General features: G+C 72.9%; 17 protein-coding genes. 7 read left to right on the top strand and 10 right to left on the bottom strand.

Annotated features, from left to right (window positions below; genetic code table 11):
* Positions 1-450, bottom strand: a complete 450-nt coding sequence (locus OO47_RS18065; RefSeq protein WP_030219208.1) for a GNAT family N-acetyltransferase — start codon at positions 448-450, stop codon at positions 1-3.
* A 122-nt stretch (positions 451-572) separates the two neighbouring features.
* Here OO47_RS18065 and OO47_RS18060 point away from each other — a divergent pair, with 122 nt between their 5' ends.
* Both OO47_RS18060 and OO47_RS18055 read left to right on the top strand, forming a co-directional pair.
* On the top strand, positions 573-1,310 hold the full coding sequence (locus tag OO47_RS18060) for a Mut7-C RNAse domain-containing protein (protein ID WP_033209491.1): 738 nt from the start codon (positions 573-575) through the stop codon (positions 1,308-1,310).
* 140 nt (positions 1,311-1,450) lie between these two features.
* Positions 1,451-2,215, top strand: a complete 765-nt coding sequence (locus tag OO47_RS18055; RefSeq protein ID WP_030219212.1) for an SDR family NAD(P)-dependent oxidoreductase — start codon at positions 1,451-1,453, stop codon at positions 2,213-2,215.
* Positions 2,216-2,292: 77 nt separating this feature from the next.
* On the opposite strand, the gene OO47_RS18050 is transcribed toward OO47_RS18055, so the two are convergent.
* On the bottom strand, positions 2,293-3,486 hold the full coding sequence (locus OO47_RS18050; protein ID WP_030219214.1) for an RtcB family protein: 1,194 nt from the start codon (positions 3,484-3,486) through the stop codon (positions 2,293-2,295).
* Between the two features lie 174 nt (positions 3,487-3,660).
* Here OO47_RS18050 and OO47_RS18045 point away from each other — a divergent pair, with 174 nt between their 5' ends.
* The 3 genes from OO47_RS18045 to OO47_RS18035 all read left to right on the top strand — a co-directional run bounded on the left by OO47_RS18045 (position 3,661) and on the right by OO47_RS18035 (position 7,008).
* Complete coding sequence (locus tag OO47_RS18045) at positions 3,661-4,614, top strand: hypothetical protein (protein ID WP_030219217.1); 954 nt, start codon at positions 3,661-3,663, stop codon at positions 4,612-4,614.
* Between the two features lie 157 nt (positions 4,615-4,771).
* Complete coding sequence (locus OO47_RS18040) at positions 4,772-5,503, top strand: hypothetical protein (RefSeq protein ID WP_030219219.1); 732 nt, start codon at positions 4,772-4,774, stop codon at positions 5,501-5,503.
* Positions 5,504-5,610: 107 nt separating this feature from the next.
* Positions 5,611-7,008, top strand: coding sequence for a DUF2637 domain-containing protein (locus OO47_RS18035; RefSeq protein WP_030219222.1), 1,398 nt, complete (start codon positions 5,611-5,613; stop codon positions 7,006-7,008).
* Between the two features lie 96 nt (positions 7,009-7,104).
* Here the strand turns inward: OO47_RS18035 and lysS are convergent, their stop codons facing one another.
* Positions 7,105-8,892 (bottom strand): lysine--tRNA ligase, encoded by a 1,788-nt coding sequence (gene lysS, locus OO47_RS18030; protein ID WP_234323221.1) that lies wholly within the window; start codon positions 8,890-8,892, stop codon positions 7,105-7,107.
* Positions 8,893-9,075: 183 nt separating this feature from the next.
* On the opposite strand from lysS, the gene argS reads away from it, so the two are divergent.
* Positions 9,076-10,866: an arginine--tRNA ligase gene (gene argS / locus OO47_RS18025; protein WP_030219229.1), complete on the top strand. Its 1,791-nt coding sequence runs from the start codon at positions 9,076-9,078 to the stop codon at positions 10,864-10,866.
* An 85-nt stretch (positions 10,867-10,951) separates the two neighbouring features.
* On the opposite strand, the gene OO47_RS18020 is transcribed toward argS, so the two are convergent.
* Positions 10,952-12,355 (bottom strand): helix-turn-helix domain-containing protein, encoded by a 1,404-nt coding sequence (locus OO47_RS18020; protein WP_030219232.1) that lies wholly within the window; start codon positions 12,353-12,355, stop codon positions 10,952-10,954.
* Between the two features lie 235 nt (positions 12,356-12,590).
* On the opposite strand from OO47_RS18020, the gene OO47_RS36250 reads away from it, so the two are divergent.
* Entirely contained in the window at positions 12,591-13,355 is a 765-nt protein-coding gene (locus OO47_RS36250; protein ID WP_030219235.1) for a DUF4232 domain-containing protein, read from the top strand.
* Positions 13,356-13,444: 89 nt separating this feature from the next.
* On the opposite strand, the gene OO47_RS18010 is transcribed toward OO47_RS36250, so the two are convergent.
* The 6 genes from OO47_RS18010 to OO47_RS17985 form a co-directional block, all read right to left on the bottom strand.
* Complete coding sequence (locus tag OO47_RS18010; protein WP_030219237.1) at positions 13,445-13,714, bottom strand: DUF1876 domain-containing protein; 270 nt, start codon at positions 13,712-13,714, stop codon at positions 13,445-13,447.
* Positions 13,715-13,815: 101 nt separating this feature from the next.
* On the bottom strand, positions 13,816-14,814 hold the full coding sequence (gene hemB, locus OO47_RS18005) for a porphobilinogen synthase (RefSeq protein ID WP_030219240.1): 999 nt from the start codon (positions 14,812-14,814) through the stop codon (positions 13,816-13,818).
* 117 nt (positions 14,815-14,931) lie between these two features.
* The gene (locus tag OO47_RS18000; RefSeq protein WP_030219243.1) at positions 14,932-16,602 is read right to left on the bottom strand and encodes a bifunctional uroporphyrinogen-III C-methyltransferase/uroporphyrinogen-III synthase; all 1,671 of its coding nucleotides are present in this window, start codon (positions 16,600-16,602) and stop codon (positions 14,932-14,934) included.
* Positions 16,599-17,585: a hydroxymethylbilane synthase gene (gene hemC / locus OO47_RS17995; RefSeq protein ID WP_030219246.1), complete on the bottom strand. Its 987-nt coding sequence runs from the start codon at positions 17,583-17,585 to the stop codon at positions 16,599-16,601. Before hemC ends, OO47_RS18000 begins: the two co-directional genes overlap by 4 nt.
* Complete coding sequence (locus tag OO47_RS17990) at positions 17,582-18,937, bottom strand: glutamyl-tRNA reductase (protein ID WP_030219249.1); 1,356 nt, start codon at positions 18,935-18,937, stop codon at positions 17,582-17,584. Before OO47_RS17990 ends, hemC begins: the two co-directional genes overlap by 4 nt.
* Complete coding sequence (locus OO47_RS17985; protein WP_030219252.1) at positions 18,934-19,722, bottom strand: redox-sensing transcriptional repressor Rex; 789 nt, start codon at positions 19,720-19,722, stop codon at positions 18,934-18,936. Before OO47_RS17985 ends, OO47_RS17990 begins: the two co-directional genes overlap by 4 nt.
* Positions 19,723-19,730 lie beyond the last annotated feature (8 nt).

Below are 19,730 nucleotides of genomic sequence, written 5' to 3'. Positions count from 1 at the left end.
TCAGGAGGCCCGATCCGGCCCGGCGAGCGGCCGGACGAAGTGGAACGCCACGATGTCGAAGCCCTCCCGCAGGTAGAAGCGGTGGGCCCCGGTGCGCTGGGTGCCGGAGTCCAGGTCCAGCTCGTGGCAGCCCGCCGCGCGGGCGTGCCCCTCCAGGTGGGCGATCAGCGCGTGCCCGACACCGGCCGAACGGTCCGCCGCCGCCGTCACCAGATCGTCCACGTACAGCTTGCGCAGGGAGACGGTGTCGACGACGATCCGCCAGCCGGCCGCGCCGACGCAGCGCCCGCCGGCCGCGTAGGCGGCGCTGAACCGCAGCCCCTGGCCGTATCCGCCCTCGTACACCTCGCGGAACAGCTCCGGGGTGAGGTGGGTGCGGAGCTCGGAGAGGACCGGCAGGAGGTCGGCCTCCAGGCGGGGGTCGCCCGGTTCGAGATCGATGATCTTCACGCGGGGACGGTACCGCAGCCCCTCCGGGGCGAACCGGCCCCGCCCCCCCCGCTCTCCCCGGACGCCCCCGCCCCCACCGAAACGCCTGGCGACCCGCCCGCCCCCGATGCGATCCTGACCCCGTGAACGGACCGGAGATCCAGATCAGTTTCGCCCCCGGCCTGCGGCTCTTCGTCTCGGCGGAGCGGCGCGGCGGCCCCACCCCCGTGACCACCGACGGCGCGTCCTCGCTCGGCCACGTCGTGGAATCGCTGGGCGTGCCCCTTACCGAGGCCGGACGGCTCCTGGTCGACGGACGGCCCGTCGAAGCCTCGTACGTCCCGAGCGCGGGCGAGACGGTCGAGGTCGAGGACGTCACCCGCCCCCAGCGGGTCCCCGGCGCGCCCCTCCGCTTCCTCCTCGACGTGCACCTCGGCACCCTCGCCCGCCGCCTGCGCCTGCTCGGCGTGGACGCCGCCTACGAGAGCGAGGACATCGGCGACCCCGCCCTGGCCGCGCTCTCCGCGCGGGAGCGGCGCGTCATGCTCTCCCGCGACCGCGGCCTGCTGCGCCGCCGCGAACTGTGGGCGGGCGCCTACGTCTACAGCGACCGCCCGGACGAGCAGCTCCGCGACGTCCTCGAACGGTTCGCGCCGCCGCTCGCCCCCTGGACCCGCTGCACGGCCTGCAACGGCGAACTGAGCGGCGCCGACAAGGACGCGGTGCGCGAACGGCTGGAGCAGGGCACGGAGAAGACGTACGACGTGTTCGCCCAGTGCGTCGCGTGCGAACGCGTCTACTGGCGCGGCGCCCACCACGCGCGCCTGGAGGCGATCGTCACGGACGCGGTGAGGGAGTTCGGCGGAGCGACGACCCGCTAGGGACCGGACCGGAAGACGGACGGGTCACCGGCGGCGGTCGTTCACCGGCCCCGGACCGACCGCCCCGCCCCCGCGCCGGCCGCCCCGCCTATCCTGACCGGGCGATCACCACCGTCGATCACCTGCGCGAGGAGCACGCCATGACCGCCCCCGGTACCCCCATCGCCGTCGTCACCGGCGCGAGCAGCGGAATCGGCGCCGCCACGGCCCGGCAGCTGGCCGCCGCCGGTTACCGCGTGGTCCTCACCGCCCGCCGCAAGGACCGCATCGAGGCCCTCGCCGCCGAGATCAACGACGCCGGCCACCAGGCCACCGCCTACGCCCTCGACGTCACCGACCGCGCCGCCGTCGACGAGTTCGCCACCGCCTTCCGGACCCTCGCCGTCCTCGTCAACAACGCGGGCGGCGCCCTCGGCGCCGACCCCGTCGCCACCGGCAACCCCGACGACTGGCGCCGCATGTACGAGGTCAACGTCCTCGGCACCCTCCACATGACCCAGGCACTGCTCCCCGCCCTCACCGCGAGCGGCGACGGCACGGTCGTCGTCCTCTCCTCCACCGCCGGCCACGGCACGTACGAGGGCGGCGCCGGCTACGTCGCCGCCAAGAACGGCGCCCGCGTCCTCGCCGAAACCCTCCGCCTGGAGATCGTCGGCACCCCCGTCCGCGTCATCGAGATCGCCCCGGGCATGGTCAAGACCGACGAGTTCGCCACGACCCGCTTCCGCGGCGACACCGACAAGGCCGCCAAGGTCTACGCCGGCGTGCCCGACCCCCTCACCGCCGACGACGTCGCCGAGACCATCACCTGGGCCTGCACCCGCCCCCCGCACGTCAACATCGACCTCCTCGTCGTCCGCCCCCGCGCCCAGGCCTCCAACACCAAGGTCCACCGGGAGCTGTAGAACCGCGGAAGGGGCCGGTGCGCACGCACCGGCCCCTCTCCCGCCCCGTCGGAGCCGCAAGGCCCCGGAGGAACGAGTCAGCCCTTCACGCAGATGACCTGCTTCAGCTTCGCGACGACCTCCACCAGGTCCCGCTGCTGGTCGATCACCTGCTCGATCGGCTTGTACGCGCCCGGGATCTCGTCCACGACGCCGGAGTCCTTGCGGCACTCCACGCCCTGCGTCTGCTCCTCCAGGTCCCGGGTCGTGAAGCGCCGCTTCGCCGCGCTCCGGCTCATCTTCCGGCCCGCGCCGTGCGAGGCCGAATTGAAGGACGCCACGTTCCCGAGGCCCTTCACGATGTACGAGCCCGTGCCCATCGAGCCCGGGATGATCCCGAACTCCCCGGAGCCGGCCCGGATCGCGCCCTTCCGCGTGACCAGCAGGTCCATGCCCTCGTACTGCTCCTCCGCCACGTAGTTGTGGTGGCAGGAGATCACCGGGTCGAAGGTCACCCGGGCCTTGCGGAACTCGCGGCGGACGACCTCCTGGAAGAGCGCCATCATGATCGCGCGGTTGTACTTGGCGTACTCCTGCGCCCAGAAGAGGTCGTGCCGGTAGGCCGCCATCTGCGGGGTGTCCGCGACGAACACCGCCAGGTCGCGGTCGACCAGCCCCTGGTTGTGCGGCAGCTTCTGCGCCTCGCCGATGTGGTACTCGGCCAGCTCCTTGCCGATGTTCCGGGACCCGGAGTGCAGCATGAGCCACACCGAATCGGACATATCGACGCAAAGCTCCACAAACTGGTTGCCTTGGCCAAGGGTTCCCATCTGCTGCCCCGCCCGCTCCCGCCGGAACTTCACCGCGTCCGCGACCCCGTCGAACCGCGACCAGAAGTCGTCCCACCCCGCCGTCGGGAACTGGTACAGCCGCTTCGGGTCCACCGCCTCGCGGTGGAGGCCGCGGCCGACCGGGATGGCCTGTTCGATCCTGGAGCGGAGGCGGGAGAGGTCGCCCGGCAGGTCGCCGGCCGTCAGGGAGGTCTTGACCGCCGACATGCCGCAGCCGATGTCCACGCCGACCGCCGCCGGACACACCGCGCCCCGCATCGCGATCACCGAGCCGACCGTCGCGCCCTTGCCGTAGTGCACGTCCGGCATCACGGCCAAGCCCTCGATCCAGGGCAGCGTCGCCACGTTCCGCAGCTGCTGCATGGCGCCGTCCTCGACCGTGGAGGGGTCGGTCCACATCCGGATCGGTACGTTCGCCCCCGGTACCTCTACGTACGACATACTTCCTCGATTCCCCCGAAACGTCCGATAACGCAAAAACCGGAGCCAAAGCCCGTACAGGTGACAGGGGACCGGCATCAACGGCAGCGTGTGCGATAGACATTGTGTCCATCGGCCGGGTTCGCGCGGCAAACAGTTTTCGGGAAAGTCTTCGGGAGAAGGGAGCCTGGGACCGTGCAGCGAAAGAGGTACGCCCCCGGTCGCACCGGGGCCACGGCCCGTACCGGGGCCACGGCCCGCACCGGGTCCACGGCTCGTACCGCCCTCGGTCTCGCGCTCGGCCTCGGCCTCGGCGCCGGACTCGTCGGCTGCTCGTCCGGCACCCCCTCCGAGGACGTCACCGTCGACGCCAAGGCCGGCCTCGCCTCCCCCGTGGCGCCCCCCGGCCGCTACCGCACCCTCTTCGAGCCCTGCGGCGCCGTCCCGCAGGCCGTCCTCAAGGAGATGCTCCCGGGCGCCGCCGCCCTGCCCGACCCCGAGCGCGACCGGGCGTACCGGGGCACCGCCGCCGTCACGTACGACACCGACCGGCGCGTCGGCTGCTCGTGGCGGGCCGACACCCCGGAGGCCTCGCGCCGGCTCTCGCTCGACATCGAGCGGGTGGTCTCGTACGACACCGCCGTCAGCGACGACGCCCGGGCGCAGGAGGTGTACGTCCGCAAGCAGCTCGCGGCGGGCGTCCCGCTGCCGCCCACCGCGCCGCCCGGGACGACCGGCACGCCCACCGCCGGCCCCTCGCAGCCGGGGACCCCGGCGGCGCCCGGCGGCGCGGCCGCCGTGGACGCGCCCGCCGCCACCGCGCCCGCCACCACGGCCCCGGCCGCGCCCCCGCCCACCGGGCCCGCTTCCGGCGGGCCGACGACGTCCGGCGCTCCGTCCTCCACCGGGCTGGAGCCCCGCGTCCTGGAGGGGCTCGGCGACGTGGCGTACCTCGACGACGTCCTCGGCGGTTCCGGGGCGAGCAGTCGCAGGCGGTCCGTCAGCGTGGTGTTCCGCACATCCAACGTGATCGTGACCGTGTCCTACCGGGAGGAGGCCACGGGCCTCGCCGGGGCCCCGGACAGCCGGGAACTGCAGGAAGGGGCCCGGAAGGTGGCCCGGTTGCTCGCCGACCGGCTGGAGGAGTAGCCGTCCGGTGCCGCTCCGTGAGCGGGCGGCGACCACGTAACGTGTCGCCGTAGCCCGTGGCCGTACCGGTGGTCGCGGTCGCCGGACCGGGGTCAGGACCGGGCCCGGGTCCGGACCGTGCGACGACCGGACCGTACGACAAGCGACTGAAGGAACCATGCAGCGATCAGCTCCGCGACTCACCCGCATACTCGCCTGCGCAGCCGTCCCGGTGATGCTCGTCGTCGCCGGCTGCTCCTCCGACTCCGGTGACTCCGGGAAGTCGAAGGCGCAGGAGAAGGCGAGCGCGTCGGCGTCCGCGACCCCCTCGCCCGCACAGACGACGAAGACGGTCGAGGCGGCGAAGTTCGCGAAGCTGCCCCAGGTGTGCCGGTCGATCTCGGCGAAGACGACCGAGGCCCTGGTGCCGAAGGCGAAGACCAAGAACGGGACGCCGGGCGTCTCCAGCGATCTGGGCAGCCGTGGCGGCTGCTCGTGGAACGGTCTGGACGACAAGGGCGTGAAGGGTTCGCAGTACCGCTGGCTGGACGTGTCGTTCTACCGGTACGAGTCGGACGTCACGCTCGGCAGCGGTCAGGACCGGGCGCGGGAGAACCTCGCGAAGGAGGTCGCCAAGGTCGAGGGGACGGCCGGGGCGAAGAACCTCCGGACAACGGCGGCCACGGGCATCGGCGACGAGGCGAAGACCGTGACGTACCAGGAGAGCAAGACGGGCGTGAACTTCGTGTACACGTCGATCGTGGCGCGTACGGGCAATGTGCTGGTCCTGTTGTCGTACAACGGCGCGGGTTACTCGGGTGCGCCGACGCCGACGGAGAAGACGATCACGGACGGCGCGGTCGCGGCGGCCAAGGAGGCCGTGGCGTCGGTCGCGGCGGCCAACAAGTAGGCGCAAAACGGTCCATTCGTACGGAGCCCGCCCCTCCCCCGGGGCGGGCTTCGTTCACATGTGCCACTCTGTGCGCGCGAGATGTCGAACGACGGGAGGGGTCGCGGGTGGCCGCGATGCAGCTGACACGCACACACCGGGTACTCATCGGCCTCGTCATCGCCGGTGCGCTGATCATCGCGGGGATCGGTTTCGCGGGTTCGTACGCCGCCGTGCGCGAGCTCGCCGTGCACAAGGGTTTCGGCACCTTCTCGTACTTCTTCCCGATCGGCATCGACGCGGGCATCTGTGTGCTGCTCGCGCTCGACCTGCTGCTGACGTGGCTGCGGATCCCGTTCCCGCTGCTGCGGCAGACGGCGTGGGTGCTCACGGCGGCGACGATCGCGTTCAACGGCGCGGCGGCCTGGCCGGACCCGCTGGGCGTGGGCATGCACGCGGTGATCCCGGTGCTGTTCGTGGTCGCGGTGGAGGCCGCGCGGCACGCCGTGGGCCGGATCGCGGACATCACGGCCGACAAGCACATGGAGGGCGTGCGGCTGACCCGGTGGCTGCTGTCGCCGATACCGACGTTCCGGCTGTGGCGGCGGATGAAGCTGTGGGAGCTGCGTTCGTACGAGCAGGTCATCAAGCTGGAGCAGGAGCGGATGATCTACCAGGCCCGGCTGCAGGCGCGGTTCGGGCGGAACTGGCGGCGGAAGGCGCCGGTGGAAGCGCTGATGCCGCTGCGTCTGGCGCGGTACGGGGTGCCGCTGGCGGAGACGGCGGCGGCGGGTCTGGCGGCGGCGGGGATCGAGCCGGCGGTGCTGCCTCCGCAGCAGGGCCAGGTGCAGGGCCAGGGCCAGGGCCAGGCGCAGGTTCAGGGACCGGGGCAGGCGTACGGGCAGCTCCCGGCGGCTCCGGCAGTGCCGGCGGATCCGGCAGTACCGGCGGATCCGGCGTCCCCCGAGGCCCCGGCGCCCCAGCAGTCCGAGCTGCCGCAGCAGTTCCAGCATCCGCAGCGGCTTCCGCAGCAGGCCGGGCTTCCGCGGCCGGACGTTCCGGTCGTGCTGCCGGTGAACCACGAGAGCCCGTGGTTCGACACGCCGGAGGTCTCTCCGAAGGCGTACACGGGTACGTACAACCTCCAGGGCGTCGAAGGGCCGGAGCCGGTGTTCGGTCCGGTTCCGCAGGGGGCCGAGGGGTCCGCCGAGCACCCGGAGGGCGTCGGGGAGGGCGTCGAGGAGTACGCCGCCGACGGCTACGCCGGTGAGTTCGCCGGTGAGTTCGCCGGTGAGTTCGCCGGTGAGCAGGACCCGCGGGGCGGCCGGCTCCACAAGGTCGTCCACGACCTGATGTGGGAGTACGCCCACGAGCACGACGCCGTCATGGACGCGGCGGAGGCCGCGCACCGGGTGGCCGAGGAGCACGGCGGTCAGGAGTACTACGACCCCGAGCACGCCCAGCAGTTGATCTTCGAGGTGCGGGCGGGCGTCCAGGAGGCGTTCGCCGCGCGCCACACCACCTGATCCGTACGGCGCAGGACGTACGGCGGTACGGGAAGGGGGCCGCCGCCCGGAGGTTTCCGGGCGGCGGCCCCCTTCGCGTGTGGTTTCCCGTGCGCGTCAGGCGCCGAGGAGCTTCCTCACCCGCTCCGCGCCGACGGCGAGGAGGAGGGTGGGGAGGCGCGGGCCGGTCTCGCGGCTCACGAGGAGCTTGTAGAGCAGGGCGAAGAAGGCGCGCTGGGCGAGCTTGAGTTCGGGGGTCGGCTTGGCCTCGGGGTCGAGTCCGGCCATGACCTTCGGGACGCCGTAGACGAGGGTGGTGAGCCCGTCGAGCGACCAGTGGGTGTCGAGGCCGTCCAGGAGGAGGCGCAGGGACTCGCGGCCCTCGTCGTCCAGGGAGCCGAGGAGTTCGGTGTCGGGCTCGTCGCGGACGATGGTGCGCTGGTCGGCCGGGACCTGGTTGGTGATCCAGTTCTCGGCGCGGTCGAGGCGCGGCCGGACCTCGTCGAGGGAGGTGACGGGGTTGTCGGGGTCGAGTTCGGTCAGGATCCGCAGGGTCTGCTCGTCGTGGCCGGCGGTGATGTCCATGACCGAGGCCAGGGTCCGGTACGGGAGCGGGCGCGGGGTGCGGGGGAGTTCGCCGGCGGCGGTGCGGGCGGCGCGGGAGTGGGCGGCGGCGTCGGCGGGCAGGACGGTGCCGTCGGCGACCTTGGCCTCCAGCTTGTCCCACTCGTCGTAGAGGCGCTGGATCTCCTGGTCGAAGGCGATCTTGAAGGACTGGTTGGGCTTGCGGCGGGCGTAGAGCCAGCGCAGCAGGGGCGCTTCCATGATCTTCAGGGCGTCGGCGGGGGTGGGGACGCCGCCTCGGGAGGAGGACATCTTGGCCATGCCGCTGATGCCGACGAAGGCGTACATGGGGCCGATGGGCTGGACGCCGTCGAAGACCTCGCGGACGATCTGGCCGCCGACGACGAAGGAGGAGCCGGGCGAGGAGTGGTCGACGCCGGAGGGCTCGAAGACGACGCCCTCGTAGGCCCAGCGCATGGGCCAGTCGACCTTCCAGACGAGCTTGCCGCGGTTGAACTCGCTGAGCTTCACGGTCTCGGCGAAGCCGCAGGCGGTGCAGGTGTAGGCGAGTTCGGTGGTGTCGTCGTCGTAGGAGGTGACGGTGGTGAGGTCCTTCTCGCACCGCCCGCAGTAGGGCTTGTACGGGAAGTAGCCGGCGCCGCCGCCGGAGCCGTCGTCCTCGGCGGCCGCGCCGGAGCCCTCCTCGGCCTCCAGCTCGGCCGCGTCGACGGGCTTCTGGGACTGCTTCTTCGGCGCCTTCTTCGTCCGGTACTGGTCGAGGATGGCGTCGATGTCGGCGCGGTGGCGCATGGCGTGCAGGATCTGCTCGCGGTAGGCGCCGGCGGTGTACTGCTCGGTCTGGCTGATCGGGTCGTACTCGACGCCGAGCTCGGCCAGGGACTCGACCATGGCGGCCTTGAAGTGCTCGGCCCAGTTGGGGTGGGGCGAGCCGGCGGGGGCCGGGACGGAGGTCAGCGGCTTGCCGATGTGCTCGGCCCAGGTCTCGTCGACGCCCTCGACGCCGCCCGGAACCTTCCGGTAGCGGTCGTAGTCGTCCCAGGAGATGAGGTGCCGGACGGTGTGGCCGCGGCGGCGGATCTCGTCGGCGACCAGGTGCGGGGTCATGACCTCGCGGAGGTTGCCGAGGTGGATCGGGCCGGAGGGGGAGAGTCCGGAGGCGACGACGACCGGTTTGCCAGGCGCACGTCGCTCCGACTCGGCGATGACCTCGTCCGCGAAACGGGAGACCCAGTCGGTCTCGGTGCTGCTCTGAGCCACGGTCGGTACGTCCTTCTTTCCGTAAATCCCTCGGTGCCCTGCGTCGGGCCTCACGCCTGTCATTGTCCCAGACGGAACGACGGACCCGGAGGTTGTCCACAGGCCGGGGTCGTCCACAGGCCGGGGTCGTCCGGGGGTCCGGTCGTGTCCCGGTCGTCCACAGGCAGGGAAAACACGTTGCTCTCCCATGGGACACTTGACAAGCGAAATAGACCACCGGACACCTCTCGACGGAAACGGAAGCTCATGGCCTCGGTCCCTTCCCTCGCTTCGACCGTGCAGCAGCGCCTCGCGGACGGACTCTCGGCTGCCCTGCCGGAGGCCGCGTCCGCCGACCCGCTGCTGCGACGTAGCGACCGGGCCGACTTCCAGGCGAACGGCATCCTGGCGCTCGCCAAGCGGCTGAAGGCCAATCCGCGCGAGCTGGCGACGAAGGTCGTCGAGGCGATTCCGGCGAACGACGTCCTGGCGGAGGTCGAGGTCTCGGGTCCCGGCTTCCTGAACGTCACGGTCACCGACCGGGCGATCGTGGAGACCTTGGTGGCCCGTGCCGCCGACGCGCGGCTCGGCGTGCCGTTCAGCGAGTCGGCGGGCACGACGGTGATCGACTACGCGCAGCCGAACGTGGCGAAGGAGATGCACGTCGGCCACCTGCGGTCCGCGGTGATCGGCGCGGCGATGGTCGAGATCCTGGAGTTCACCGGCGAGACGGTGGTCCGGCGGCACCACATCGGCGACTGGGGCACCCAGTTCGGCATGCTCATCCAGTACCTGATCGAGCACCCGCACGAGCTGGACCACTCCTCGGAGTCCGAGGTGTCCGGCGAAGAGGCCATGTCGAACCTGAACAGGCTCTACAAGGCGTCGCGCACCCTGTTCGACTCGGACGAGGGGTTCAAGACGCGGGCCCGCGCGCGGGTGGTGGACCTCCAGGCCGGTGACGAGGAGACCCTGGCGTTCTGGCAGCGGTTCGTGGACGAGTCGAAGATCTACTTCTACTCGGTCTTCGACAAGCTGGACATGGACATCCGGGACACCGACGTGGTTGGCGAGTCGGGTTACAACGACATGCTGGCGGAGACCTGCCGGATCCTGGAGGAGAAGGGCGTCGCGGTCCGCTCCGAGGGCGCGCTGTGCGTCTTCTTCGACGACGTGAAGGGCCCGGACGGCAATCCGGTGCCGCTGATCGTGCAGAAGTCGGACGGCGGTTTCGGGTACGCGGCGACGGACCTGTCGGCGATCCGGGACCGGGTGGGGAACCTGCGGGCGACGTCCCTGCTGTACGTGGTGGACGCGCGGCAGTCGCTGCACTTCAAGATGGTGTTCGAGACGGCCCGCCGGGCGGGCTGGCTGAACGACGAGGTGAAGGCGCACCAGCTGGCGTTCGGCACGGTCCTGGGCAAGGACGGCAAGCCGTTCAAGACCCGTGAGGGCGAGACGGTCCGGCTGGTGGACCTGCTGGACGAGGCCGTGGACCGGGCGACGGAGGTCGTCCGCGAGAAGGAGGACGCCTACCGGGAGAGGACCGGGCAGTCCCTCCTGACCGAGGCGGAGATCGTCGAGAACGGGCAGTACGTGGGCATCGGCGCGGTGAAGTACGCCGACCTGTCGACGTCGGCCGCGCGGGACTACAAGTTCGACCTGGACCAGATGGTGTCGCTGAACGGCGACACGTCGGTGTACATCCAGTACGCGTACGCGCGGGTCAGGTCGATCTTCGGCAAGGCGGGCGACCGCACCCCGGTCGCCCACCCGGAGCTGGAGCTGGCCCCGGCGGAGCGCGCGCTCGGCCTGCACCTGGACGGGTTCGGGGAGACGGTGGCGGAGGCGGCCGCGGAGTACGCGCCGCACAAGCTGACCGCGTACCTGTACCAGCTCGCCTCGCTGTACACGACGTTCTACGACCAGTGCCCGGTGCTCAAGCCGGAGCCGGCGCGGGAGGTCGCGGAGAACCGGCTGTTCCTCTGCGACCTGACGGCCCGCACGCTCCACCGGGGCATGGCGCTCCTGGGCATCCGGACGCCCGAGCGGCTCTGATCCCCGGGGGCTTCCGGGCCCTCCCGCGCACCGACGGGCACCTCTCGCACAGGCGGGGGGTGCCCGTTCCGCGTCCGGTCCCGGTTCAGTCCCACTCGTTCGGGCGCCATTCGCCCGGGTCGACCCACCAGATGTACGAGGGGCGCCCGGCGGTCGCGCTGGTGCGGAAGGGACGGCCCCCGTCGTCGACCCGGATCGTGCCCTTGCGGTCGCCGCTGCTCCATTCGACCTCCAGGTACCAGCTGACGTCGTGGGCCTTCGTGGTCACGTCGAAGCGGAGCACCTGGGGGTCGTCGGAGGCGACCTTGTAGGGGAAGTCCTCGGCGGGGACGACGATGTCGCCGTTCTGCCCGGCGACCGGGCGGACGCCGGGCTGGGGCCGGTCGAGGTCCACGGCGAACGTCTGCGGGGTGACGCCGCTGCCGCAGCCCTCGCCCATCGAGAAAGCCGACCAGGGCAGGGCGGCGGAGCGGCCCACCACCCGGACGTTGACCCTGTTGATCACCACGGAGTCGGCCGTGCGGCCCGTGGCGGTGAGTTCGAGGCGCATCCCGCCGCCGTCCACCGCGCCGAACGACCGCGCCCAGCTCCGGTGGTCCTGGGGAGGGGGCGGCGGGGGCACGGTGCCGGGGTCGCGGTCGAGCAGGTAGTACTGGCCGCAGGGGTGGTCCCAGTTGTACGAGCTGATGCCGACGCGCAGGGGGACGCCACCGGGCGCGGGCGCACCGGGCCGCTGGGCGGTCGGCGACGGGCCGCGCGAAGGGGTCGGGGAGGACGGGGAGCCCTTGCCGTCCTGCGGCCGGGACGGGGAACCGGTCGGGGTGCCGGACGGGGTGCCGGACGGGGTCGGAGCCGTGGCCGAGGGCGAGCCGGGGCCGGGGCCGGGGCGTACGGGGAGGGTGCCGCCGGTCGCCGGACCGGACGGGGCGGGCACCGGCGCCGCCCGCTCCGGTCGGCCCCCGCCGTCGCCGCCGACCGCGAACACGGTGACCGGTACGGCCACCGCGACGACCGCGGCGGCGGCGAGCCCGACGAGCACCCGCCGCCGGCGCGCACCGCCCTTCCGGAACCCGCCACCGGCCCCGCCGGGCTCGTCCGGAGGGGCTTCCGTCGCAGACACCGGCTCGGGTTCGGGCTCGGGCCCGATCACCGGCACCGGCTCGGGCTCGGGCTCGGGCTCGGCCACCGGTTTCGTGTCCGCCTCCGCCCCGACCGGCTTCGTCACCGACCGGCTCCGGGTCCGGGCGTCGTCCGCGACGATCCAGCGCCGGTGCAGCTCGATCAGCTCCTCGCGCTCGGCCCCGCAGAGCCGTGCGAACCGCTCGACCGCCGCGAACTCGGCCGGTACGGCGTCCCCGTTGCAGTAGCGGTGCAGCGTCGACGTGCTGACGTGCAGGCGCCCGGCGAGCACCCCGTAACTGCGCCCCGAACGTTCCTTCAGCCGCCGCAGCAGCGCGCCCAACTCCTGGGCCTCCGGTGTGGTCGCCACCGTGCCCCTCCCCGTGTCCGGTGTCCTCGCGTCCCGGGACGGCGTTCCAGGCAGGGGCCGTTCCCGCTGGTCACCGTACCCGTGAGCGTTCCGGTGTCCCCCATGGCCCGTTCGGCGTTGCGGCCGGAATCCGCCGCCCCGCAACCTGGGGCCACGCCGCACGGCACCGGACGACGGACGGCGCGGCAGCAGGAGACAGACCGAAAAGCAACGTCACCCACGGGGGTTCCACACCATGCGTACGCACCGCATCCGCATCGCCGCCGCGGCGGCCGCCACCGCCGCCGTCCTCTCCCTCACCGCCTGCCAGGGCTCGGGAGACGGGACGCGGGACGAGGGCCGGGCCTCGTCCCCGACCACCACCGCGCCGACGCCCGTCCAGGCCCCGACGCCGACCGCCGCGCCGAAGGCGTCCACGCCGGCGGCAACGGACGGATCCGGCGACAAGAGCACCTCCCCGCAGGGCTCCGCCGAAGCCACCGCCACCGCCCCCGCCCCCGCCCCCGGCAAGAACGACGGCAAAAACAAGGGCAAGGGCAACAGCAACAGCGGCAACGGCAACGGCGAGAACACCGCCGACCGCCCCTGCGACGCGTCGGCCGTGCGGGTCGTCTACAGCCCGCTCAGCCGCCCGCTGAACCACGCGATGCTCACCGTCACCAACACCGGCCGCACCGCGTGCAGCGCCTACTACGCCCCGGTGCTGCGCCTCGACGACGGGCAGGCGGCGGTCGCGGTGGACCAGGGCAGCAAGCCGCAGGCGGTCGTCACCCTGTTCCCGGGCGAGAGCGCGTACGCGGCCATGATCCTGTCGGCGGCCGACGGCAGCGGGAGCCACGGCCGGACGTCGAAGAAGCTGACCGTGTGGTTCGCCCCGCGCGACGGCTCGGGTTCGGCCGGGGGCCCGGCGGTCCTGAAGCTGCCGGCCGGCACGTACACGGACAGCACCACCCGGGTCACGTACTGGCAGAGCTCGATGGAGAACGCCCTGGGCTTCTGATTCCGCCGGGCTCCTGGTTCCGCGGGCCGTCCCCGGCGCGCCGCGTTCCGTTCCCCGGGCCGCGGCGCGCCGCCGTCGTCGTCACCGTGTCACCGGATGGCGTGCGAGGTGCGTCCGGAGACCTCGTCGATCTCCGTGTGGGCCTTCTGGAGGAGCTGCGAGGCGAGGTCCATCAGGGCGCGCGCTCCGGCGATCTCCTCGCCGACCCGCAGCTGCTCCGGGTCGGAGGGGTGCCGGTTCGCGGTGCCGTGGGCCCGGAACTCGGTGCCGTCGCCGAGCCGGACCATGGCCGCGGCCCGCGTCCGGTCGCCCTCCTCCTGGAACTCCATCTCCACGTGCCATCCGACCAGCGTGTGCATCATGAGGACCGCCTCCGGCGAGGTAGGGGGGACCTGTCGGCCCCCCTCCAGGGTGCGCCGGTCGGCGGTCCTCCACCAGCCAGGGCCGGGCGGCGGGCCGGTCAGACGCCGCGGGCGAGCTTCTGCGCGACCTCGGTGGCCCAGTAGGTGAGGATCATCTGCGCGCCGGCCCGCCGGATGCCGGTGAGGGATTCCAGGATCGCCTTGTCGCGGTCGATCCAGCCCTTCTCGGCGGCCTCGACCATCGCGTACTCGCCGCTGATCTGGTAGGCGGCGACCGGCACGTCCACGGTGGCGGCGACCTTGGCGAGGACGTCGAGGTACGGCCCGGCGGGCTTGACCATGACCATGTCCGCGCCCTCCTCCAGGTCGAGCGCGAGCTCGCGCATCGACTCGCGGAGGTTGGCCGGGTCCTGCTGGTAGGTCTTGCGGTCGCCCTCCAGGGAGGAGCCGACGGCCTCGCGGAAGGGGCCGTAGAAGGCGGAGGAGTACTTCGCGGTGTACGCGAGGATCGCGACGTCCTCCTTGCCGATGGTGTCGAGGGCGTCGCGGACGACGCCGACCTGGCCGTCCATCATCCCGGAGGGGCCGACGACGTGGACGCCGGCGTCGGCCTGGACCTGGGCCATCTCGGCGTACCGTTCCAGCGTGGCGTCGTTGTCGACGCGTCCTTCGGCGTCGAGGACGCCGCAGTGCCCGTGGTCGGTGAACTCGTCCAGGCACAGGTCGGACATGATCACGAGGTCGTCGCCGACCTCGGCGCGCACGTCCCGGATCGCGACCTGGAGGATGCCGTCGGGGTCGGTGCCGGCGGTGCCCGCGGCGTCCTTCCTGGCGTCCTCGGGCACGCCGAAGAGCATGATCCCGGAGACGCCGGCCTCCAGCGCCTCCACGGCGGCCTTCCGCAGGGTGTCGCGGGTGTGCTGCACGACGCCGGGCATGGCCCCGATCGGCACGGGTTCGGTGATCCCCTCGCGCACGAACGCGGGCAGGATCAGGTCGGCGGGATGCAGCCGCGTCTCGGCCACCATCCGCCGCATGGCGGGCGTCGTCCGCAGCCGCCGCGGCCGCGCCCCGGGAAAGGATCCGTACGAGTTCATACGGTCGAGGCTACGCCCGCGCGGACGGTGCACTTGCCGACAGGATGTTGCCGCGGAAAGCCCCCCGGGCAGCGCGAAGGGTGCGGGCCCGTGCAGGACCCGCACCCCGGAGAACGCCTAGGTGGTGCGCCGTCTCCTCGCCCCCGGCCGGCGCTCGCTCGGCCGCGTCACCGGGTCACCCGCCTCCAGGGCGGACTCGCGGCGGCGCGTGCCGAAGTCCGCGAGGGCCTCCGCCAGCTTGTGGACGGACGGCTCGGGCGACAGGACGTCGACCCGCAGGCCGTGTTCCTCCGCCGTCTTGGCGGTGGCGGGGCCGATGCAGGCGATGACGGTGACGTTGTGCGGCTTGCCGGCGATGCCGACCAGGTTCCGCACGGTCGAGGACGAGGTGAAGAGGACCGCGTCGAAGCCGCCGCCCTTGATCGCCTCGCGGGTGTCGGCCGGCGGCGGCGAGGCCCGTACGGTCCGGTAGGCGGTGACGTCGTCCACCTCCCACCCGAGCTCGATGAGACCGGCGACCAGGGTCTCGGTCGCGATGTCGGCGCGCGGCAGGAAGACGCGGTCGATCGGGTCGAAGACCGGGTCGTACGGCGGCCAGTCCTCCAGGAGTCCGGCGGCGGACTGCTCGCCGCTGGGCACCAGGTCGGGCTTGACGCCGAAGTCCACGAGGGCGGCGGCGGTCTGCTCGCCCACCGCGGCGACCTTGATCCCGGCGAAGGCGCGGGCGTCGAGCCCGTACTCCTCGAACTTCTCGCGGACGGCCTTCACGGCGTTGACGGAGGTGAAGGCGATCCATTCGTAGCGGCCGGTGACCAGGCCCTTGACCGCGCGCTCCATCTGCTGGGGGGTGCGCGGCGGCTCGACGGCGATGGTCGGGACCTCGTGCGGCACGGCGCCGTACGAGCGCAGCTGGTCGGAGAGCGAGGCGGCCTGCTCCTTGGTGCGCGGCACGAGGACCCGCCAGCCGAAGAGCGGCTTGGACTCGAACCACGACAGCTGGTCCCGCTGCGCCGGGGCGCTGCGCTCGCCGACCACGGCTATGACCGGCCGGTGGCCCTCGGGCGAGGGGAGGACCTTGCCCTGCTTGAAGACCTGGGCGATGGTGCCGAGGGTGGCGTTCCAGGTCCGCTGGCGGGTGGTGGTGCCGGCGACGGTGACGGTGAGCGGGGTGTCCGGCTTGCGGCCGGCCGCGACCAGTTCGCCGGCGGCGGCGGCCACCGCGTCGAGGGTGGTGGAGACGACGACGGTGCCGTCGGAGGCGCCGACCTCGCTCCAGCACCGCTCGTCGGCGGTGCGGGCGTCGACGAAGCGCACGTCGGTGCCCTGGGCGTCGCGCAGCGGCACGCCGGCGTACGCGGGGACGCCGACGGCGGTGGCGACGCCGGGGACGACCTCGAAGGGGATGCCCTCGGCGGCGCAGGCGAGCATCTCGGCGCCGGCGTTGCCGTCGAGGCCGGGGTCGCCGGTCACCGCACGGACGACCCGCCTGCCGCCCCTCGCGGCCTCCATGACAAGATTGGCGGCATCCCTCAACACGGGGACACCGGCGGCTGTTGACGCCTCGTCGACGACCGCCAGCTCCGGCGTGCTCACCCCCGCGCGCGCGTGGCCGCGGACGACGTCGAGGACCTCGGGCTCGGCGATCAGGACGTCCGCTCCCGCGAGGGCCTCGACGGCCCGGAGGGTCAGGAGTCCGGGGTCGCCCGGTCCCGCGCCGAGGAACGTGACGTGCCCGTGGCCCGCGAAGGCCGGGGACAGGGGGCTGGTGGTCGGGCTGGTGGGGTTCAAAGTGCTCGCTCCCCCATAAGACCGGCCGCACCCTTGGCGAGCATCTCGTCCGCGAGTACGCGTCCGAGCGCCATGGCCTCGTCGTGCGAGGTGGGTACGGGTCCGGTGGTGGACAGCTGCACCAGCGTCGAGCCGTCGGTGGTGCCGACGACGCCGCGCAGGCGCATTTCGGTGACAGCCTGCCCGTGACCGGGGTCGTCGGCCAGCAGGTCGGCGAGCGCACCCACGGGTGCGGAACAGCCGGCCTCCAGGGCGGCGAGCAGGGAGCGCTCGGCGGTCACGGCGACCCGCGTGTGCGGGTCGTCGAGAGCGGAGAGCGCGGCGACGAGTCCGGCGTCGGACGCCGGACACTCGACGGCGAGGGCCCCCTGGCCGGGGGCGGGCAGCACGGAGTCGACCGGGAGGTGGTCGAGGGTGAGGGAGCCGATGAGCTCCTCGGTGCCGCCGATGCGGTTGAGTCCGGCCGCGGCGAGGACCACGGCGTCCAGCTCGCCCTTGCGGACGTAGCCGACGCGGGTGTCGACGTTGCCCCGGATCGGGACGCAGGTGAGGTCCAGGCCGTGGCTGCGCGCGTAGGCGTGCAGCTGGGCCGTGCGGCGCGGCGAGCCGGTGCCGACCCGGGCGCCCGCGGGCAGCCGGTCGAGCGTGGTGCCGGCGGGTGCGATCAGTACGTCGCGGGGGTCCTCGCGGCGGGGGATCGCGGCCACGACCAGGTCGGGGTGCGGGGTGGTCGGCAGGTCCTTCAGCGAGTGGACGGCGAAGTCCACCTCGCCGGCGAGCAGCGCGTCGCGCAGGGCGGCGACGAAGACGCCGGTGCCGCCGATCTGCGCGAGGTGTTCGCGGGAGGTGTCCCCGTACGTCGTGATCTCCACGAGCTCGACGGGCCGGCCGGTCAGCTGCCGTACGGCGTCGGCCACGTGCCCGGACTGGGCCATGGCGAGCTTGCTGCGCCTGGTCCCGAGCCTCAGTGCCCTCTCGGTCATACTCGCCCTCGGTTCTTGACGTCGGCGTCATTCAGGTCGGCCCGGCTGACGGCGGCGACCGTCTCCGGGTCGAGGTCGAAGAGTGTCCGCAGCGCGTCCGCGTACCCGGCGCCGCCGGGTTCGCTGGCGAGCTGCTTGACCCGCACGGTCGGCGCGTGCAGGAGCTTGTCGACCACGCGGCGCACGGTCTGGGTGATCTCGGCGCGCTGCTTCTCGTCGAGGCCGGGGAGGCGGCCTTCGAGGCGCGCGACCTCGCCGGCGACCACGTCGGCGGCCATGGCGCGCAGGGCGACGACGGTGGGGGTGATGTGGGCGGCGCGCTGGGCGGCGCCGAAGGCGGCGACCTCGTCGGAGACGATGGCCCGGACCCGGTCGACGTCGGCGGCCATGGGGGCGTCCGCGGAGGCCTCGGCGAGCGATTCGATGTCGACGAGCCGGACGCCGGGGACGCGGTGGGCGGCGGCGTCGACGTCGCGGGGCATGGCGAGGTCGAGGAGGGCGAGGGGGGTCCGGCGGTCCCGTACGGCGGCGGCGACGTCGTCGCCGGTGAGGACGAGTCCGGTGGCGCCGGTGCAGGAGACGACGATGTCGGCGCGGTCGAGTTCGTCGCCGACGGCAACCATCTCGGCCGCGCGTGCGGCGACTCCCGTTCCGCCGGGCTCGGTGAGGATCCGGGCGAGCCGTTCGGCGCGGGCGAGGGTGCGGTTGGCGACGACGATCTCGGCGACGCCGGAGCGGGCGAGGGTGGCGGCGGCCAGGGAGGACATGGAGCCGGCGCCGATGACGAGGGCCTTCTTGCCCTTGGCCCAGGTGTCGACGTCCTCACCGTCGGCGAGCTGCTGGAGTCCGAAGGTGACGAGGGACTGCCCGGCGCGGTCGATGCCGGTCTCGCTGTGGGCGCGCTTGCCGACCCGCAGGGCCTGCTGGAAGAGGTCGTTGAGGAGGCGTCCGGCGGTGTGGAGTTCCTGGCCGAGGGCGAGGGCGTCCTTGATCTGGCCGAGGATCTGGCCCTCGCCGACGACCATGGAGTCCAGGCCGCAGGCCACCGAGAAGAGGTGGTGGACGGCCCGGTCCTCGTAGTGCACGTAGAGGTAGGGGGTGAGCTCGTCCAGGCCGACGCCGCTGTGCTGGGCGAGGAGGGTGGACAGCTCGGCGACGCCGGCGTGGAACTTGTCGACGTCGGCGTAGAGCTCGATGCGGTTGCAGGTGGCCAGGACGGTGGCCTCGGTGGCCGGTTCGGCGGCGAGGGTGTCCTGGAGGAGCTTGGTGCGGGTGTCGGCCGGCAGGGAGGCCCGCTCCAGGATGGAGACGGGGGCGCTGCGGTGGCTGAGTCCGACGACGAGGAGGCTCATGCCGGCATCACGGCGGGGACGTCCCCGTCGGGTCCCTTGCGGCCGCCGGTGCCCGCGGCGCCGCGGGGGGCGGGCGGTACGACGGCGGGGGTGTGCTCCGCGTCGCCGTCGGCCCCGGTGTCCTCGCCGGCCTTGCGCTGCTCGTGGAAGGCGAGGATCTGGAGCTCGATGGAGAGGTCGACCTTGCGCACGTCGACGCCGTCGGGCACGGAGAGCACGGTCGGGGCGAAGTTCAGGATGGAGGTGACGCCGGCGGCCACGAGGCGGTCGCAGACCTGCTGGGCGACGCCGGCGGGGGTGGCGATGACGCCGATGGAGACGCCGTCCTGCTCGATGATCCGTTCGAGGTCGTCGCTGTGCTGGACGGGGATGCCGGCGACGGGCCGGCCGGTCATGGCCGGGTCGGCGTCGATGAGCGCGGCGACGCGGAAGCCGCGGGAGGCGAAGCCGCCGTAGCCGGCGAGCGCGGCGCCGAGGTTTCCGATGCCGACGATGACGACGGGCCAGTCCTGGGTGAGGCCCAGCTCGCGGGAGATCTGGTAGACGAGGTACTCGACGTCGTAGCCGACCCCGCGGGTGCCGTAGGAGCCGAGGTAGCTGAAGTCCTTGCGCAGCTTGGCGGAGTTGACCCCCGCCGCGGCCGCGAGCTCCTCGGAGGAGACCGTGGGTACGGAACGCTCCGAGAGCGCGGTCAGCGCGCGCAGATACAGCGGAAGCCGGGCGACGGTGGCCTCGGGAATTCCTCGGCTACGGGTCGCCGGTCGGTGAGTTCGGCCAGTTGCCACGGTGCTCC

This window comes from Streptomyces bikiniensis (assembly GCF_000716625.1).
Taxonomy (GTDB): Bacteria; Actinomycetota; Actinomycetes; order Streptomycetales; family Streptomycetaceae; genus Streptomyces; species Streptomyces bikiniensis.
The sequence above is the reverse complement of the archived record's forward strand: the minus strand, read 5'-3'. Positions and strand labels throughout refer to the sequence as shown.

Excerpts from the sequence above, each read along its gene's own strand:
- OO47_RS18055 (WP_030219212.1), top strand. The coding sequence starts at position 1,451 with ATGACCGCCCCCGGTACCCCCATCGCCGTCGTCACCGGCGCGAGCAGC.
- OO47_RS18050 (WP_030219214.1), bottom strand. The coding sequence starts at position 3,486 with ATGTCGTACGTAGAGGTACCGGGGGCGAACGTACCGATCCGGATGTGG.
- OO47_RS18040 (WP_030219219.1), top strand. The coding sequence starts at position 4,772 with ATGCAGCGATCAGCTCCGCGACTCACCCGCATACTCGCCTGCGCAGCC.
- lysS (WP_234323221.1), bottom strand. The coding sequence starts at position 8,892 with ATGACAGGCGTGAGGCCCGACGCAGGGCACCGAGGGATTTACGGAAAG.
- argS (WP_030219229.1), top strand. The coding sequence starts at position 9,076 with ATGGCCTCGGTCCCTTCCCTCGCTTCGACCGTGCAGCAGCGCCTCGCG.
- OO47_RS36250 (WP_030219235.1), top strand. The coding sequence starts at position 12,591 with ATGCGTACGCACCGCATCCGCATCGCCGCCGCGGCGGCCGCCACCGCC.
- OO47_RS18010 (WP_030219237.1), bottom strand. The coding sequence starts at position 13,714 with ATGCACACGCTGGTCGGATGGCACGTGGAGATGGAGTTCCAGGAGGAG.
- hemB (WP_030219240.1), bottom strand. The coding sequence starts at position 14,814 with ATGAACTCGTACGGATCCTTTCCCGGGGCGCGGCCGCGGCGGCTGCGG.
- hemC (WP_030219246.1), bottom strand. The coding sequence starts at position 17,585 with ATGACCGAGAGGGCACTGAGGCTCGGGACCAGGCGCAGCAAGCTCGCC.
- OO47_RS17990 (WP_030219249.1), bottom strand. The coding sequence starts at position 18,937 with ATGAGCCTCCTCGTCGTCGGACTCAGCCACCGCAGCGCCCCCGTCTCC.